The 17,614-nt window shown below is 61.5% G+C and carries 13 protein-coding genes; 5 read left to right on the top strand and 8 right to left on the bottom strand.

What is annotated here, in order from left to right; all coding sequences use genetic code 11:
• Positions 1–63: 63 nt before the first annotated feature.
• Positions 64–1,008 carry a Bax inhibitor-1/YccA family protein gene (locus tag BW09_RS05820; RefSeq protein WP_140462360.1) on the bottom strand — a complete coding sequence of 315 codons (945 nt, stop codon included), beginning with the start codon at positions 1,006–1,008 and terminating at the stop codon, positions 64–66.
• 184 nt (positions 1,009–1,192) lie between these two features.
• Positions 1,193–1,774, bottom strand: a complete 582-nt coding sequence (locus tag BW09_RS05825) for an Ltp family lipoprotein (protein WP_044088849.1) — start codon at positions 1,772–1,774, stop codon at positions 1,193–1,195.
• A 342-nt stretch (positions 1,775–2,116) separates the two neighbouring features.
• Between BW09_RS05825 and BW09_RS05830 the strand changes: the two genes are divergently transcribed.
• The 4 genes from BW09_RS05830 to BW09_RS05845 all read left to right on the top strand — a co-directional run bounded on the left by BW09_RS05830 (position 2,117) and on the right by BW09_RS05845 (position 7,259).
• On the top strand, positions 2,117–3,370 hold the full coding sequence (locus tag BW09_RS05830; RefSeq protein WP_181161780.1) for a sensor histidine kinase: 1,254 nt from the start codon (positions 2,117–2,119) through the stop codon (positions 3,368–3,370).
• A gap of 52 nt (positions 3,371–3,422) precedes the next feature.
• Positions 3,423–4,133, top strand: coding sequence for a response regulator transcription factor (locus BW09_RS05835; protein WP_081977824.1), 711 nt, complete (start codon positions 3,423–3,425; stop codon positions 4,131–4,133).
• A 153-nt stretch (positions 4,134–4,286) separates the two neighbouring features.
• Complete coding sequence (locus tag BW09_RS05840) at positions 4,287–4,943, top strand: GNAT family N-acetyltransferase (RefSeq protein ID WP_238567017.1); 657 nt, start codon at positions 4,287–4,289, stop codon at positions 4,941–4,943.
• Between the two features lie 207 nt (positions 4,944–5,150).
• Complete coding sequence (locus tag BW09_RS05845) at positions 5,151–7,259, top strand: DUF262 domain-containing protein (protein ID WP_140462362.1); 2,109 nt, start codon at positions 5,151–5,153, stop codon at positions 7,257–7,259.
• A gap of 58 nt (positions 7,260–7,317) precedes the next feature.
• Here the strand turns inward: BW09_RS05845 and acnA are convergent, their stop codons facing one another.
• The 6 genes from acnA to BW09_RS05875 form a co-directional block, all read right to left on the bottom strand.
• The gene (gene acnA / locus BW09_RS05850) at positions 7,318–10,032 is read right to left on the bottom strand and encodes an aconitate hydratase AcnA (RefSeq protein ID WP_140462363.1); all 2,715 of its coding nucleotides are present in this window, start codon (positions 10,030–10,032) and stop codon (positions 7,318–7,320) included.
• Positions 10,033–10,254: 222 nt separating this feature from the next.
• Complete coding sequence (locus tag BW09_RS05855) at positions 10,255–12,828, bottom strand: cation-translocating P-type ATPase (protein ID WP_140462364.1); 2,574 nt, start codon at positions 12,826–12,828, stop codon at positions 10,255–10,257.
• A 64-nt stretch (positions 12,829–12,892) separates the two neighbouring features.
• On the bottom strand, positions 12,893–13,555 hold the full coding sequence (locus BW09_RS05860) for a hypothetical protein (RefSeq protein ID WP_140462365.1): 663 nt from the start codon (positions 13,553–13,555) through the stop codon (positions 12,893–12,895).
• 46 nt (positions 13,556–13,601) lie between these two features.
• Positions 13,602–14,888: a class I SAM-dependent RNA methyltransferase gene (locus BW09_RS05865; RefSeq protein ID WP_044088843.1), complete on the bottom strand. Its 1,287-nt coding sequence runs from the start codon at positions 14,886–14,888 to the stop codon at positions 13,602–13,604.
• Positions 14,878–15,585 carry a DUF3159 domain-containing protein gene (locus tag BW09_RS05870; RefSeq protein ID WP_044088842.1) on the bottom strand — a complete coding sequence of 236 codons (708 nt, stop codon included), beginning with the start codon at positions 15,583–15,585 and terminating at the stop codon, positions 14,878–14,880. The genes BW09_RS05865 and BW09_RS05870 overlap by 11 nt, the downstream gene beginning before the upstream one ends.
• 132 nt (positions 15,586–15,717) lie before the next feature.
• Positions 15,718–16,572: a DUF3710 domain-containing protein gene (locus tag BW09_RS05875; RefSeq protein WP_044088841.1), complete on the bottom strand. Its 855-nt coding sequence runs from the start codon at positions 16,570–16,572 to the stop codon at positions 15,718–15,720.
• Positions 16,573–16,701: 129 nt separating this feature from the next.
• Here BW09_RS05875 and BW09_RS05880 point away from each other — a divergent pair, with 129 nt between their 5' ends.
• On the top strand, positions 16,702–17,562 hold the full coding sequence (locus BW09_RS05880) for an exodeoxyribonuclease III (RefSeq protein WP_044088840.1): 861 nt from the start codon (positions 16,702–16,704) through the stop codon (positions 17,560–17,562).
• Positions 17,563–17,614: the final 52 nt, after the last annotated feature.

Genomic DNA, 17,614 nt, shown 5'->3' on the forward strand with positions numbered 1-17,614 from the left:
CTGTGGGTTGAGATGCCCACCTCATCGCACTGGGGGTTGAGAAGTGAGCCTCACAGGATGGCGTCAGTCGCGGTTGCCGAGCAACTGGAGGATGTAGAGGAACATGTTCACGAAGTCGAGGTACAGGTTCAACGCGCACAGGATGGAGATCTTCTTGACCATCTCCGGCCCCTGCGCCTCGTATTCGGTGAGCAATGCGCGAGTGGACTGCGCGTCGTAGATGGTCATGCCGGCGAACAGCACCAAGCCGATGGCGCAGACGATCTGCGTCATGCCATCGACCTGCAGGAACATGAGCACGACCTGCGAGATGATGAGCACGATGAGGCCGACCATGAGAATCGGACCGGCCTTGAGCATATTGATCTTGGTGGTCATGCCGAACATGGTGAGGGCGAAGAAGAACGCGGCGGTGATACCGAGCGCCAGGCCGATGGAGCCGAGGTCATAGACCATGAAGATGGAGCTCAGCGTGAATCCCATCAGTGCCGCGTACACGTAGAACATGACACGGGCGGTGGAGGACTTCATCTTGGTCACGCGCATGCCGAGCACCACGGCGAGTGCGACCTGTGCCACGCACAGGCCGATGAGACCGATCATGCCGGTGGCCATGAGGAAGCTGTAATAGGCGCCGGTGACCTGTCCGGCCACAGCCACGATGGCGGTGACGATCAGGCCGATGGTCATCTCGCCATAGACCTTGCTGACGGAAACGCGTCGCGCCTCTTCGACGTTGTAGGTCATCGTGGTGTTGATGGCGGCCGCGCCTGCGCCGGCACCTTGCGGCTGCGCGTACTGGTACTGCTGCTGGACGTTCTGATAGTTCATGCCGAACTGGTGTCCGCCCTGGGGAGCGCCGTAGTTCTGTCCGTATCCTGCCTGCTGGCCGTATCCGCCCTGCATGTACTGCTGTCCATATCCTGCCTGCTGGGCGGCGTTGTAGTCGGGGGTATTGTATTGCGGGTTGTACTGCCCGTTGTTCTGGGGCTGCTGACCGAATGTCATATTCGCTCCTTCATCTGTTGTTCCAGAACCAATCCTAGCCGAACAAACCTGAACGTTCCATGAAATCCCTCGTCTTAGGGCGAAACGTCGCTGTTGTCCGCCGCAGGCCGCGCAGCAGCACCAATCCCGCCTTCCGAAAGCGGATGGCGGGATTGGCGTAACGCCCCATCGCGAAAGAGATCGGTCATTCATTGAGATGCTGGATGGCGTAATCCGCTTCCTCGGCGGTGAATTTCTCCCCGTTCTCGCTGGTGAGCTGGTCTCGAATAGCCTCAGGCGACATGGACATGGTCTCCTGATAGTTCTTCGCCTTGGCCAGCGCATTCGCGTTCCAGTCCGCCTTGACGTTGTCGACGGCATATTGGGCGGCCTCGGCGGAGAACTTCTCACCGTATTCGCTGGTGAGCTGATCGTAGATGCCCTGCTTGGACATATGCATGACGGTCGCGTACGATTCCGCCTTCTTCAACGCGGATCGGTATTCGGCAGGCACGTCGGACTTCTGATCGGCACCGCCATTGTCGGCACTGTCGGTACCGGTGGAACCGGTATTTGTGGAGTCCTTGTCCGAACCAGCGTTATTGGTCGCGTTCTGGCTGGAGCTGCTCTGCGAGGACTGCGTCCCCGTCTGCCCAGATGCCCCTCCCATTTGACTGCCGATGGCCGCAATCACCACGATAATGACAAGCCAGAACCACCAACGTTTCCAGATTGGCTTTTTCGTTTTGGTTCCGGATGCCGATTGAGCCTCGTCTTGATGTGCCATGACGCTCTCCTTTCCTCGACTGCACCATTGCGGCGCAATGTCTTCCCGTTGATTGAATCGTTTTCGACGTTACCGTTCGACGGTCGCCGAAGGTAGTGGACGAATGGTCAGAGTCCTCTGCCCGGTCGGGCAATTTGCCGGGCATGGTTCCGCCCTGGCGTCCAGTGGCGGCAGGCTGGGACAGGCCATACAGTGGTATCCATGACTGATCGAAACGTTGCAGGTACGCAGCCGGAAAGAAAAGTACGCCACCGGATTTCGCCAAGTCGAAGAACAACGACTACGTCCAGACCTCAACCGGATGAGGTGCCTGTGATCACTAAGCGATGGTGCTCGGCGACCATGGTGCCATTGGCCAGTTTCATGTGTCTGTCGCAGACCTCGTTCTTTTCGAGGAATTTCGATCAGGATTCCGTCGGGTTCGTGCTGGTCGTCATATGTGTATTGGTCGCATTGCCGTCCGGTTTTCTGCTGCTGGCGCGCAACGAGTATCCGGAAGCGACATTCTGGATCTCCTGCATACTGGTCGTGGTGTTCCCGTTCGACTCATTGATCGCCTTGATGGCGATGACATCGTTGCTGGCCCGTAGATCCGACCGACACACGACCATACGGGCCGTCGCTGCGGGCACCATAGTAACGCTGATCAGCCAGTTGCGGGACGCCTTCCAACAACCTGACGCATCCATATGGCACTTGTTCTTCGCCGAACCGGATACCGGCGGCGATTCAGGTGAGCCGATTGTCATGATGGTGGAGGAACCGACCGTGGTGATCAGCGCGGCGGTGGCCTCTCTGATTTTCGTGGCCATCGCTGTGCTCATCGGCCTGCATATCCGGTCGCGCGCCAGCCTGCGCACGGCGAACGCGATGGCCGATGCAGCCACCACCCAAGCGGCGACATTGCAAAGCGACCTTCACAACCAGCAACTCGCCGACGCGATCGCCGCCGAAGCCCATGACACGCTTGCCCATTCGCTGTCCCTGATGGCGTTGAACGCCAGTGCACTCAAGGCGGAGGCTGACAGACTCGGAGACACGCCTGAGGCGAAGGCCTTGGCGGACAAGGCCGAAGACATTCGCCGCCAGTCGGCTGGAGCGTTGGACGAGGCGCATACAATCATCGACATGCTGCGTAATCCGCAACAGGCGTGGGAGCAGCTCGCCCCATCCGACAACACCGCTTTGACCCGTGAATCATTGGACGCGTTGATCACCGATACGCGCAATTCCGGCACCTCGCTCAACACGTGGATCGATATCCAGCAGCTGAGTGCATTGGATGAGGCCATCAGCAAGGCCGCCTACCGGGCGATCCAAGAAGGATTGACGAACGCGCGGCGGCACGCCCCCGGCATGCCGGTCTCCTTGGAGGTCTCCGTGGCTCCGCAGTCCGGCGTGCACATCCATATCAGCAATCCGATGCCCGATACCGCTACCGATACCGCTACCGACAAAGCCGCTCACCGAGCAGGTCATGGCGCAGGGCTGCCCGGTCTTGCGGCCCGCGTGCATGCGGCAGGCGGACAATGCCGGTATGGCGTGGACGATCGCCACCTGTTCCACGTGGACGTGCAGTTGCCGTGGCGCAGCTAAGATGTCTTCTGTGAGCGAGAAGAACGGCAGTACCATATCCGCCGCACAGTCGGTGCCGGACGATGGCGCGCAGACTGATGCCGAAAGCATCGGGACAAGGCCGATCAGGGTCAGCATCATCGACGACGACCCGATGATCTGCCAAGCGATGAGTCTGATTCTGAACGATTATTCCCACGGGCGAATCGTGGTGGCTTCCTCATCCACCGATGGTGAGACGTGCGTGCGCCGAGCCGCGCTCGAACATCCGGATGTGGTGCTGATGGACATTGCCATGCCCGGAGTGGACGGCATCGAGGCGACCCGCCAACTGCGAGCGCTCTCCCCTGCTCCGCATGTGCTGATTCTGACTTCGCTGAGTCCCTCCGGCACCGTCGAACGTGCAGTGGAGGCGGGTGCCGAAGGATTCGTATCGAAGACCGACGCCCCGGACTGCATCATCCGCCGCATCATCGGCGTATGCACAGGCGAGCCCCAATTCAATGCGGTCAGCCAAAAACAGCTGATCGACGGCTTGAGCAAGTCGCGTCCCCAATCGCGCAGGGACGAGGCGCGGGCATTGCTCGATGCATTGCCCGACCGCGAGCGCGAGGCCGTGATGCTCGCGGCGGAAGGCTATACGAACGCCGAAATCGCCTCCCGGATGTTCATCTCGGAACGTACCGCCAAGGCGCATCTCTCCTCGGCCGCCGACAAGCTCGACATGGGCCGCGTGCAGATGGCCCGATTGGTGGAGCGCGCCGACCTGCCGGCACGATTGTAGGCTTTATATAGGCCGCGTCTCTTCGGCGGATTGCCTGAGTACGCTCCCGTTCCTGCACAATGGCCTCTCCCAGTCGGATTCCGCCGCAAACGCCGCACACGGTATCGCAGCACAGTGCAATTCCGCCCCTGGGCATAAGGCATAATGAAACACATGCAAGAACTTGAGCATGAGACCGCAACGATTCGCCCTTTGCAGCGAGACGACCACCCCGCACTGATCGATCTGGTGCGACGCACTTGGTATGCCGACTTCAGCGAACGTATCGGCATGCTCGCGGCCGAGGCCGACTGGGAGAACTGTCTGGCCCGAACCACCAACGCCTATACCGCAGTGGTGGATGGCAAACCGGTCGCGCTGATTCTGGGCCGCATCGACTCACGTGAGACCCGGAACCGATGCAATACGCATGCCCGCAGGTATCTCCGTCTTCTGGGCGGACTCATGCGCTCCCGTGAAGGCCTGCGTGCAGCCCATGAAATCGTGGGCATCCTTGCCTTGGACCGGATGCTGCGCAGTCGGGCTTCGCGGTCCGGCCATGATTATGCCGCCGAAGTGGTGCTCTTCGCGCTCTCACCTGAAGCTCAAGGCCATGGTCTGGGCAAGCGTATGTTCCGGAGGATGCTCGATGATTTCCGCAGGAGCGGCATGACGAAGTACTTCCTGTTCACGGACACCTCCTGCAATGTGGGTTTCTACACCCATCATGGGCTCGAGCGGATCGCGTCCATCGACCTGGACGCATCCCGATACCATCATGACGATATGTCCTTCTATCTCTATGAGGGCGCGGTTCCCGAGCACGACTGACGCTGCGGAACCGTACTTGCCACGGAGCGCTCCACAACACAAACCGCATCGCCGGCATACGCGCGGATACCGCCCCCGCGTTTGCCAGCTTGCGCTGGTAAGCTGAACTGCGGAACTGTTGCATGCGGATGCGAGTGCGGTATCCATCGGCACATGCATGCGAGCGGCTCCAGCAACCGACGGCGAAGGGGCGGACAGGGGGATCATATGGCCATCAACGCACGGGAACTGCCACTGGGAAAGGTGTTCACACCGGATTTCCGTTTCACGGTGCCTTCCTTCCAGCGGGCGTATATCTGGAAGTCCGAGAACATTCTCCAACTGGTCAGTGATCTGCATGACGCTTCGAAAACACCGCAGACCCCGTACTTCCTCGGCTCGTTGATCCTGGTCCGCCATGGTGACAACCGCTATGACGTCATCGACGGGCAGCAGCGGTTGGTATCCCTATCCATCATCATCGCCGTGCTGCGCGATCTGGAACAGGACGCCGACCTGATGCACCAGCTCGACGCGCTGCTGGTGGAACCCGGCGACAAGCTGCGCGGCATCATCAGCGAGCCACGGCTCACATTGCGCGAACGCGACGCGTCATTCTTCCGGGAACACGTCCAGGAGGACAACCTCGAATCCGTGTTCGACATGGACAACGACGATCTGGCCACCGCCGCGCAACGCAATATGGTAACGAACATCCGGAATGTGTACGACGAGATATCCGCGTGGGGCATGTCCGCACGGCAGCAGTTCGCCCAATACCTCGTCAATCAGGTCACCCTGGTCATCGTCACGACCGACAACCTTGATGGCGCCCATCGCATCTTCGACGTGATGAACATGCGGGGATTGCCGCTCACGCCGTCCGACGTCTTCAAGGCACGAGCCACATCCGGGCTCAGTGACGCGGAGCTTGACGCCTATACCGAACGCTGGGACGACATCATCGACCCGATCAGCGACGACCCGCATGAGAGCGACGAGTTCTTTTCCTACCTATATCTCATCCTCGCCCATCAGCCGGATACCGGCAAGCTCATCGAGGATTTCCTCGACAATGTGCTCAAGCCTCATATCGACAACGGCACGGTGGCCTCGTTCATCAACACCGTGCTCGCCCCGTATGCGATGGCGTGGCGCATCATCTCCAAACCCAACGAGACGATACTGCCCGCCGAAATCCGGCATCGTCTCGAGGGACTGAACGACTACCGCAACCATGAGTGGAAGCCCGTAGCCATGTGGGCGCTGGTCAACTCGTATCGTCAGCTGGGCAATCCCGATTGCCCGCCGTTCACACAACGCGGCTCACGGAGTGTCAAGGCATCGACGTCGCTCGCCGCATTGGAGCCCCACGATGAACGCCGTCTGCAGGAGATCCTGTCGGCCCTTGAGCGCGTGACCGGAATCCGTACGCTGATCCGGACAGACATCACAGACAGACGCGGGTATGCGAACGCCGCCATCCGCGATCTCGACAAGGGATATCTGGTCGAACGGTGCAACGGTCTGAAAGTCCGCGACGACGACCAGGAGAATGCCGTGGTGCGTCTACAAGGGGAACTGCAATCAGACAATGCATTGGTTCGACTGCTGCTCATCCGCGCCAATGAGCAGAAAGCGCAATCTCACCTTGATAGGCCTCGCAAATGCAGTGCACTGCCTATCATGCCGGTGAATATTGAACATTCGAAATCGTTCAGTGACTGGTCACCCGAGCAGCATGACCATTGGCTGTATCGACTGGGCAATCTGGCACTGGTCCAAGGCACCGAGGAGCAGCTGGACAAGTTCGGAGAGTTCGCCGCACGCCGTGACCGCATGCTCATGCGCTCGGATTCACGCCGTTTCCCTTTGACCAATGAGCTGAAGGATTACAACGACTGCACGCCTTCGCTGCTTGAGAAGCGGCAGACGGAGACGGTTCGACTCATTGTGGATTATTGGGGCATCCGTTATGACCGCAACAACAACGATCTCACCGTGCAAGGCATCGATCAGCTTGCGCAGTCGCCGACGACGCACGCAGCACACAGTTCGAAACGTGTGACCATCCGTCAGGTGATTCAGGCCGGACTGTTGGTGCCCGGCGAACGATTGGTCTGGGAGCGACCTCGCAAAGGCGAACGCTGGTATGCCACGGTGACGGAGAACGGACGGTTCCGCTTGGATGACGGCTCGGAATACCCGACGCCCACTGCGGCAGCCCGTGCCGCTGCGGGAGGCCGTCGCAGCGGCGGGCTCGAAGTATGGAAGCGCACGTCCAATGGTCAGAAGCTCAGTGACATCTGGAAGCAGTGCCGTCTGCAGTCCCACTGATCCATATGACCCGTGAATGCAAGACGGTCGGAGACATGGCCCCGACCGTCTTGTTGCGCTACTTCATGAGGTTGCGCAGCACGTACTGGAGGATGCCGCCGTTACGGTAGTAGTCGGCCTCACCGGGGGTGTCGATGCGCACGACCGCATCGAACTCAGTCGTGGAGCCGTCCTTGTGCGTGGCGGTGACGTGCACGGTCTTCGGCGTCGTACCGGAGTTGAGCTTCTCCACGCCGGCGATGTCGTACGTCTCGGTGCCATCGAGCCCCAGCGACTTATAGGATTCGCCTTCAGGGAACTGCAGGGGTAGCACGCCCATGCCGATGAGGTTGGAGCGGTGGATGCGTTCGAAGCTCTCGGTGATGACGGCTTTGACGCCGAGCATCAGCGTGCCCTTGGCGGCCCAGTCGCGCGAGGAGCCGGTGCCGTATTCCTTGCCGGCCAGCACCACAAGCGGCGTGCCCGCTGCCTTGTAGTTCAGCGACGCGTCGAAGATCGTGGACGGCTTACCGGTCGTGAAGTCATAGGTGAAGCCGCCGGGCGTGACCTCCTCGCCCACAGAGGCGAGCAACTGGTTGCGAAGTCGGATGTTGCCGAACGTGCCGCGCACCATCACCTCGTGATTGCCTCGGCGGGAACCGTAAGAGTTGAAGTTCTTCGGGGCCACGCCGCGGTCGGTGAGGTATTTGCCGGCAGGGCTGGACGCCTTGAACGCACCGGCCGGGGAGATGTGGTCGGTGGTCACGGAGTCGCCGAGCAATGCGAGCACGCGGGCACCGTGGATGTCCTCAACCGGGTCCGGCACGGCCTTCATGCCGTCGAAGAACGTCTGCTTGCGCACATAGGTGGACTTCGGATCCCAGGCGAACAGCTCGCCTTCAGGCACGTCGAGGCCCTTCCAGCGGCGGTCGCCGTCGAACACGGAGGCGTAGTCCTTGAGGAACATCTCACGGCTGACCGTGCCGTTCACCACGGCGGCCACCTCTTCGTTGGTCGGCCAGATGTCCTTGAGATAGACGTCATTGCCGTCCTTGTCAACGCCGAGCGGCTGGGTCTCGAAGTCGAAGTCCATCGTGCCGGCGAGCGCGTAGGCGATCACGAGCGGCGGCGAGGCGAGGTAGTTCATCTTGACGTCCGGGCTGATGCGTCCCTCGAAGTTGCGGTTGCCCGAGAGCACTGCGGTGACGGTCAGGTCGTTGGCGTTGATGGCCTCAGAGATCTCGGGCAGCAGCGGTCCGGAGTTACCGATGCAGGTGGCGCAGCCGAAACCGACGAGCTCGTAGCCGAGCGCGTCGAGGTCGTCCTGCAGTCCGGCGGCCTTGAGATAGTCGGCCACCACCTGGGAGCCGGGGGCGAGCGAGGTCTTGACCCACGGCTTGGGCTTGAGGCCGAGCGCGTGCGCGTTGCGGGCGATCAGGCCGGCGGCCACCATGACGGACGGGTTGGAGGTGTTGGTGCAGGACGTAATCGAGGCGATGGCCACGTCGCCGTTGGTGATGTCGAAATCGCCGCGGAAGTCGGTGGAGACGGCAATCGGCTCGTGGGCGGTCTTCTCGGTCTCGTATGCGGGCAGCGTGTCCTCGAACGTGGACTTGGCCGTGGCGAGCGTGATACGGTCCTGCGGGCGCTTCGGGCCGGCGATGGACGGCACCACGGTGCCGAGGTCCAGCTCCATGTATTCGGAGTACTTCGGTTCGACGTAGTCCGGATCGTTGGCGTCGCCCCACAGCTTGTTGGCCTTGGCGTACGCCTCGACGAGCGCGACCTGCTCGTCCGAGCGGCCGGTCAGGCGCAGGTAGTCGAGCGTGACGTCGTCAATCGGGAAGATACCGCAGGTGGAGCCGAACTCCGGGCTCATGTTGCCGATGGTGGCGCGGTTCGCCAGCGGCACGGACGCGATGCCCTCGCCGTAGAACTCCACGAACTTGCCGACCACGCCGTGCTTGCGCAGCATGTCGGTGATGGTCAGCACCACATCGGTGGCGGTGACGCCCTCGGGGATGGAGCCGGTGAGCTTGAAGCCCACGACGCGCGGCACGAGCATGGAGATGGGCTGGCCGAGCATGGCGGCCTCGGCCTCGATGCCGCCCACGCCCCAGCCGAGCACGCCGAGGCCGTTTTCGGTGGTGGTGTGCGAGTCGGTGCCGACGCAGGAGTCGAGGTAGGCGAGCTCACGGCCATCGTTCAGTCCGGATGCCTCGGCGGTCTTGGTCATGACGACCTTGGCCAGGTATTCGATGTTGACCTGGTGGATGATGCCGGTTCCCGGCGGTACGACGCGGAAGTTACGGAACGCCTGCTGCCCCCAACGCAGGAACTGGTAGCGTTCGCCGTTGCGCTGGTATTCGATGTCCATGTTCTGCTCGACCGCGTCGGCGATGCCGTACTTGTCGATCTGCACGGAGTGGTCGATGACCATGTCCGACTGGACCTGCGGGTTGATGACCTCCGGGTCGCCGCCGAGGTCCTTGACCGCGTCGCGCATGGTGGCGAGGTCCACGATGCACGGCACGCCGGTGAAGTCCTGCATGACCACGCGGCTCGGGGTGAACTGGATCTCGTGGCTGGGCTGCGCGTCGGGGTCCCAGTCGAGCAGGGCCTTGACGTGCTCGTCGGTGATGTTGGCGCCGTCGATGTTGCGCACGAGATTTTCGACCAGCACCTTCAGCGAGTACGGCAAGTGGTCGACGCCATCGAGATTGGCGATGTTGTAGTAATCGAAGTCCTTGCCGGCCGTGTGCAGGGTGGCCAGTTGGGCGTCACGTAAGGACATGCTTCCTCCGAATCATGAATCGGCTCTTGTCGCCGTAGATTATCCGCTTGTTATGGTACGGGTACGTTACTTTGCCTCTGGCGTGTCGGACTGAAACGTGAGACAATGCAGCGACTTTCTTTCAGCTGACTTCGGGGAGGGACTGGCGAAGGAGCCCAACTCCCCTCAGTCAGCTACGCTGACAGCTCCCCTCAGAGAGGGGAGCCGGCGATATACGGCACACTAGATATTGATTCCGCTTCGGCGTAGGAACCGGGCCAGAATGCTGCCGGCCTTCGGCACCAGCCATAGGCACAGCACGAAAATGACCGCTGCGCCGGCGAGGGCGATGAGCGTGGCGGTCAGCGTGGTGCCGGTGGGCAGGATGAGCGCGAAGAACCGCGCAACGAACGGGATGAACGTGCCGATGACGCCAGCGGTGGCGAAGAACGCCACCAGTCCGCCGCGCCAACTGTTGAGCGGACTTGCGACACGTGCGAGCACGAACACGCCCATCAGGAACAGGATGATGGCGCTGGTGGCGCGCAAGGCGGAGAGGTCATCGTCGTTGCCTGTGATGTTCCAGCCCATGACGCCGGGCAGGAACCAAGCGGCCAGCAGCACGGAAAGCGCCGTGGCCACACCGCCCGGGAGCGCGAACTTGATTACGCGCTTCAGGAATCCCGGGACGTAGCGTCGCGTGTTCGGCGCGAGCGCCAGGATGAACGCCGGTATGCCGATGGTGAGCGCACCGATGTAGGTGATGTGGCGGGGCAAGTACGGGTATGGGATTTGCGTCAGTACCACACCGAGCGAAATCAGCGCCGAATACACGGTTTTGACGAGGAACAGGCTGGCGACCCGTTCCATGTTGGCCATGACCTGACGTCCACGCGCCACGACGTCGGGCAGATGGGAGAATCTGGAATCCACCAACACCACTTGCGCCACGGCCTTGGTGGCGGGCGCCGCGTTGCCCATGGCGATGCCGAGATCGGCCTCTTTCAAGGCCAAGGCATCGTTGACGCCGTCGCCGGTCATCGCCACCACATGATGCTGCGTGTGCAGCGCCTGTACAATGGCCTTTTTCTGATCGGGCAGCACGCGCCCGAGCACGTCGACATGCTCCAGCACCCGGGCGAGCTCATGGATGTCGTCAGGCAATTCACGCGCGTCCAAGGCCACCGGCTCACGGTCGCCGGTGAGTCCGACCCGGCGTGCGATGGCACCAACCGTCACCGGATTGTCGCCGGAGATCACGCGGCATCGCACGCCTTGCTCACGGAACCATGCCAGCGTCCGCTCGGCATCGTCGCGAATCCGTTCGGAGCACAGCACCAGCGCGACGGGTTGCGCCTGCGGGTCAAGTCGTGGAGTATCGGCGCTGACGGCGCCAGCGGTCTCCCCCATTGGATTGTCGCCCATTGCATCGTGTCCCGCTGAACCATGACGCAGGCTTCCTTCAGAATTGCAGTCCGCAGAACGGGCGAGCAACAGCACCCGATCGCCGTCATCGGCATATTCGTTGACCTGCCGCAGTATGTCGGCGTTGTCGCCCTGCAATGCAGCCAATATGACTTCCGGAGCGCCCATGAACCACCGTTCGCCCCTCTCGTCCACCACTGAGCTCCACTTGCGGGCCGAGGAGAACGGAATACGCGCACGAACCGTTCCTGCGACGAACCCCTGCGCCGTCAGGCCAGCAAGCACCGCTTGCCCAGTGCCGTTGGGCTGCTCCTCATTGCAGCAGTCGTACAGCGCCTGTGCGACGGTCCGCTCGGCCGCGACGCCATGTCCGCCGACATCGGCCGCATCCTCCAGCATGATGAGCCGGTCGAAGGCGATGCCGCCATCGGTGATGGTGCCGGTCTTGTCAAGGTTCAACGCATCGACGCGGGCGAGCGTCTCCACGGATTCCAGTTCCTGCACCAGCGTGTTGTGCCGGGCGAGTCGCATCGCGGCCACCGCGAAATTCAGCGAAGTCAACAGCACGAGGCCTTCGGGGATCATGCCCACCACGCCCGCCACCGCCGACACCACGGCCCCACGCCATTCACCGGTCGTGAACGCATGGTTCCAGCCTCCGACCGTGCGGATCTGCGACCAGATGAGCAGCACGCACAGCGGCACCACCAGGAAGGTCATGAATTTCAGAATCGTATTGATGCCTTTGTTGAGATCGGATACGGTCTTCTTGTAGACCTTCGCCTGCGCGGTGAGCGTTGCCGCATAGGAGTGCGCTCCCACGGCGCTCACCCTGACCAGCGCCATGCCGGAGACCGCGGTGGCACCGGAGCAGATCTGCTCCCCCACCTTGTGCCGGACGGTCCGCGATTCACCGGTCAGCATGGATTCGTCCAGTTCCAGACCCCAAGTATGGATGATTCGTCCGTCGGCAGGCACCTGTTCACCAGATCGAATCCACAGCAGATCATCCATGACGATATCGCTATGGGATACCGCGACATCATTGCCACCACGGCGTACAAGCACATCGGACGCGACCAGAATGGAAAGCCTGTCCAGCGTGCGCTTCGCCTTGAGCTCGGTCACGATCCCGATGCCGGTGTTGATGATGATGACGAAGCCGAACACCGCGTCCTTCCATGATCCGGTGATCAGCACCAGTACCATCGCGGCGAAGATGATGCCGTTGAACAGCGTGAACACGTTGGCACGCACGATGTCCTTCACCGAACGTGAGGTGGAGTCCTTCATCGCGTTCGTCTGCCCGGCTTCGATGCGCTTGGCCACTTCCTCGGCGTTCAGGCCGGTCTCGTCGATTTCGGGCATTGCCACGGCTGCTGTTGCATTCATGCCATACAGCCTACCGTGCCGTATCGCGCAATGCGTTCAGGCCCGAGGATGATTCGGCGTGATGTCACATGGTGGTAACGGCGATAGAGCGCTCGTGGGGCTCGTCGCGAATGACCGCCAGCACCGCGTCGCCTATGCGCTCGGCATTGGCGTCACGATCGTTGACGGTGAGCGTGGCCGCATAGAGCAGCTCATTGTCAGGCACGGAGACAGGATTGAGCAGGGCGACGGCGATTCCTGCCTCCCTGGCGTTGCCGAGCGTCTGCTCCCACGCATCACGGTTGGCATCGGTAACGGCGATGCCGCTGACGATGATGATGTCCACGGCACGGGCGACGTAGTCGGCGACCGCCTGCCGCGCAGTGATATCCGAATCGGCGGCATCGGTGCCGTCAGCATCAGCGCCGTCAGCATCAGCGCCGTCAGCACCTGCATCGGCAGCAGTATCGGAGGTAGCCGTACCAGCAGCATCGGCAGTACCGGAATCCAGCGAAGCATAGTACACACTGATGCCGTCGTCGGCCATGGCATCGAGCGCGAGCTTATCCGCAGCGGTATCCGCGGAGCCGACGAATCCGACCTCCGCATCCGATGTATGGATTGAATCATGGGCGACGGCGGGAGGATTGTCCTGCGTATCGCCCACCGCACGATTGACCGGCGTGCATGCGGCCAACGACAACACCAGCGCGGTGCAGGATATAACCACCATAATCCGTCGTCTCATAGTGGGCATGATAGCCGCACCCCGGCGATAACGGTCCGGATGCGCATCAGCGGACGAACAGGGCCACCGTCTCGACATGGTGCGTCATCGGGTATATGTCGAACGACCTGATATCGCTGAGCTCATAGCCTTCCGCGATCAGCGTGGCGGTGTCTCGGGCCAATGATGTGGGATCGCAGGCGATGTACACCACAGTGGGTGCCCCGGATGCCGCGATCTGGCGGCAGACCTTGGCCCGGGCCCCGGCGCGTGGCGGGTCGAGCACCACCACATCCGGCTTGGCCAGATCGGCAGGTACATGAAGCAACGTATGCGAGACGTCACCTGTGCGGGCGTCCACGTTGGTCAGTCCGGCAGCGCGGAGATTGCGCTGTGCGTTCTTGACAGCGACCGCCGCACCTTCAACGCTCAACATGCGGGTGCGTTCGCCAGTCATGGTGGCCAGCGGCAGGGTGAAGAGCCCCGACCCCGAATACAGATCCCAGATCACCGGTGCCGCAGCGCCTTGCAGCCGCCCGTTCACCAGATTGATGACATGCGTGCCGAGCGCGATCGGCGCCTGACGATGAATCTGCCAAAATCCATTGGCATCCACTTGATAGGTGAACGGACGGCCGTTGATGGTCACCCGTTCGGTCAGCAATCGCGAACCGGCACGCAGCTCTCCGTCAACAAGTACGGCATAATCATCGCCATTGTCGTGATTGTTGGAGGATACGCCGGGCTCCGTGCCGTTCGTGCGCGGTTCGGGCACAGACAACCGGATCTGGCTTCCCGGTGCAAAGCCGCCATCCCATACATGCTCGCGTTCGGCCACATCCAGGAGCGCCTGAGTGGCGAGCGGCATGGTGTCAAGGGCCACACGATTATGAGTGCCACGGCGACGCATGGACGGCCGTCCCTGTTCATCGGCAATCATCTCGATGCGCGTACGCCAATGCAGCCCGCCAAGTTCCTCATCGCCGGGCATGCGTTCGATGGGCACAGCCACATCGATGTGGCCGAGGCGGCTCATCTGCTCCGAAACGGTGATGGCTTTCCATGTCAGCTGTCCTTGCAGCGAGACATGCACGAGATCGGCACCGCCCACTCCCCCGCCCATGGCCAATGGTCCGGCAAGCGGCCATGCAGGACTGACACGATCCTCGGACGCTTCGATCACCTCCACGACCTCGCCGGTCCAGAAACGGTCGTCGCGATCGTGCGGCTCGTCGAGCTCGACCCGGACGAGTTCGCCGGGCAGGGCGAAACGCACGAAGACCACACGCCCATCGATATGGGCTACGCAACGGCCTTGATCGGCGTATCGTTCGATGCGGACTTCAGCTTGCATCCTCGTTCTCATCCTTTCGCGCGGTCTTATGACGGTGCAGCGGCGTGGCGATGATGAGGTAGCTCACCCAGATGGCAAGCGCCCAGAACGGAATGCCCATCAGCAGCCTGGTCACGCCAAGCGCCGCGACATGATCGGTCACATACAACGGCACCTGTACGATCAGACGCAGTGCGAACACCGCCACCCATAGTCCGGTGATGATCGTATAGGCGCGTTTCAGCGCCTCATCGTTCATCCAATCCTGGAACCATGCCTTGAACCGTTCGGTGGGCATCTGCCGGATGAATTCCACAACCAGTCCCAAGCCGGGCACACGAACCATCAGCGAGACCGACAACAGTACCAGATAGATGGCATTGGTCAGAAAGCCGAACATATAGTAGTTGCGCGCCTCATGACTTTTCCATGCCCAGATCAGGCAAATGCCCACTGCCACAAGCCCGGACACCGCGCCCATCACCGACTGGCGCTGGCAGAGACGCACAATGACCTGCAGCACCGCCAGCACAGCAGACACCGCAATGGTGAGGTTCAGGTTGCTTGTAGCCACGAACAGGACGACGAACACCACACCGGGCAGCATCGACTCGATGACGCCGCGCGGACCGCCGATCGCCTCGATGACCGAAAAATCCTCGTCGCCATTGCCGGCATCCGCCAGCGCCGACAGGCCGGTACGTTTCTTATCTGTCAAGTCTCTTCCTCTATCCGTGGAGTTCCCACCGTGAGAGATTCACCGTGAAAGTCCTCGAAAACCAGCAGCTCCGATACACCGTATCCGGTGCCTTCTCTGCAGAAGAAGGCACCGGATACGCAGGCCGGCAGATCAGCGCACTTCGGAGAACATCGGACCACGGGACAGGGTGGTCTTGACCTCCGTGGTCTGGTCCTGGCTCAGCGGGCCCTTCGGCTTGTTGTCCGGAATGTCCTTGAAGTGCTCCTTGCCGCCTTCCTGCGCCTCCGCTTCGGCAGCGGCCTTGGCGGCACGGCGTTCTGCCGGGGCGACCGGCGGATGCATCGGGATGAGATCGCGCGGAGCCAACGGTTCCTCGCCACGCTCTACCACGATGTCAGCGAAGAACTTGTTCAGGGCCTCGGTCTCCGGGCTATCGGGATCGACGGCAGCCTTGCCGGAGAAGATGCCGCGAAGCATCCAACGCGGCCCGTCAACGCCGACGATACGGGTGTTGACGGTTTTGCCGCCCTTGACGCTGACCGGCAGCTTCAGTTCGGTGCCGAATACACCTTCGGCTTCGGATGCGTTCTTATTGGCCTCCAGCAGATCGGCGCGCACATCATCCCACAGTCCCATGGTCTTGGGCGCGGCGAACGCCTCGATCTCAAGGCTGGAAGCGCCATAGGTGATGGTGGAGCCCAGCACCTGCTGGGTGGCGCGGCTTGCCTTGATGCGCAATTCGATACCCTGCAGGAACGGCAGGTAGTACGCGCCCAGATCCAGATAATCGTCGTAGTCGGGAACGTCCTCGTCGTTCACGTCCCACGGGCCACGCTCATCGCCACGGCCCACGTATTCGCCGGACGGCTCAGCCAGCACGGTTTCGGCGCTTTCGGCCTTGGCCGCGGTGTTGGCGGCCTCAGCCGCCGCCTTGTCTTCGTCGACGGAGCCGGCCGGTTCGGCTTCCTTCTTGCTCTTCTTCTTTCCGAATCCGAACAGTCCCATAATTCCTCATTTCGTATCACGGTTGCAACCCTTGCAAGCCTAGCACCCAGCCTCAAAGAACGCTGAACATTCACGTCAGGCGATGAGACCGCAGTGAGATTGGTATACAGACGCTAATACTATGGCGGCATGACCATTACCATCACTACTTCCAATGTCAATGGCCTGCGTGCGGCCGACCGCAAAGGCATCGTGGCTTGGGCGGGACACCATACTCCAAACATATGGTGCATGCAGGAGGTCCGTGCGCCGCAGCCGGACATCGACAAGATAGTCAGCAAATTCGCCTTCGAGTACGCGCAGGCGGGCGCAATCGATTCGGCTGAGGATCTCACGCTGACCAACGAGATCTGCCGCGTGAAGGGTCGCGCCGGCGTGGCGCTGCTTGCCGATCTGCCAGTGATCGAGCAGCGGTACGGTCTGCCGGGATTGGATGAGGATGTCGATTCGGGGCGATGGATCGAAACGGATATCCGCACACCGCAGGGATACGTGATCACGGTGGTATGCGTATACGTCCATGCCGGCAATGCCGATGACCCGTTGAAGATGGAGCAGAAATTCCGCTTCTTGGACACCATGCTGGTGCGTCTGGGCGAGTTGCGCGATGAGGCTGCGCACGGTGGCAGGCAGGCTGTGCTCTGCGGTGATTTCAATATCGCGCACACGCCGTTGGACATCAAGAACGCCAAGGCCAACGAGCATCACGCCGGATTCCTGCCCGAGGAGCGCGCGTATGTCGACCGATGGCTCAATGAATACGAATTCGTGGATGTGATGCGTTCACTATCCGGCGACATCCAAGGGCCATACACCTGGTGGAGCCAGCGTGGACGCGCCTTCGACAACAATGTCGGATGGAGAATCGACTACCAGTTCGCCACACCGGAACTGGCGGAGACCGCACGGGGCTTCGTCATTGACAAGGCGCCCACCTACGACCAGCGCTGGTCCGACCACGCTCCCCTGACCATCACCTATGACGTGTGATTTATCAGACACTCCATTAAGCGCTATGTCGGTGTTGCCCGGTACACCTGCC

Origin of the sequence: Bifidobacterium sp. UTCIF-1, from assembly GCF_006408915.1 — a bacterium.
Lineage (GTDB): Bacteria > Actinomycetota > Actinomycetes > Actinomycetales > Bifidobacteriaceae > Bifidobacterium > Bifidobacterium reuteri.

Bases quoted from the DNA above. Each gene is read 5' to 3' on its own strand.
- BW09_RS05820 (WP_140462360.1), bottom strand. From the start codon at position 1,008: ATGACATTCGGTCAGCAGCCCCAGAACAACGGGCAGTACAACCCGCAA.
- BW09_RS05825 (WP_044088849.1), bottom strand. From the start codon at position 1,774: ATGGCACATCAAGACGAGGCTCAATCGGCATCCGGAACCAAAACGAAA.
- BW09_RS05830 (WP_181161780.1), top strand. From the start codon at position 2,117: ATGGTGCCATTGGCCAGTTTCATGTGTCTGTCGCAGACCTCGTTCTTT.
- BW09_RS05840 (WP_238567017.1), top strand. From the start codon at position 4,287: ATGCAAGAACTTGAGCATGAGACCGCAACGATTCGCCCTTTGCAGCGA.
- BW09_RS05845 (WP_140462362.1), top strand. From the start codon at position 5,151: ATGGCCATCAACGCACGGGAACTGCCACTGGGAAAGGTGTTCACACCG.
- acnA (WP_140462363.1), bottom strand. From the start codon at position 10,032: ATGTCCTTACGTGACGCCCAACTGGCCACCCTGCACACGGCCGGCAAG.
- BW09_RS05855 (WP_140462364.1), bottom strand. From the start codon at position 12,828: ATGAATGCAACAGCAGCCGTGGCAATGCCCGAAATCGACGAGACCGGC.
- BW09_RS05860 (WP_140462365.1), bottom strand. From the start codon at position 13,555: ATGAGACGACGGATTATGGTGGTTATATCCTGCACCGCGCTGGTGTTG.
- BW09_RS05865 (WP_044088843.1), bottom strand. From the start codon at position 14,888: ATGCAAGCTGAAGTCCGCATCGAACGATACGCCGATCAAGGCCGTTGC.
- BW09_RS05875 (WP_044088841.1), bottom strand. From the start codon at position 16,572: ATGGGACTGTTCGGATTCGGAAAGAAGAAGAGCAAGAAGGAAGCCGAA.
- BW09_RS05880 (WP_044088840.1), top strand. From the start codon at position 16,702: ATGACCATTACCATCACTACTTCCAATGTCAATGGCCTGCGTGCGGCC.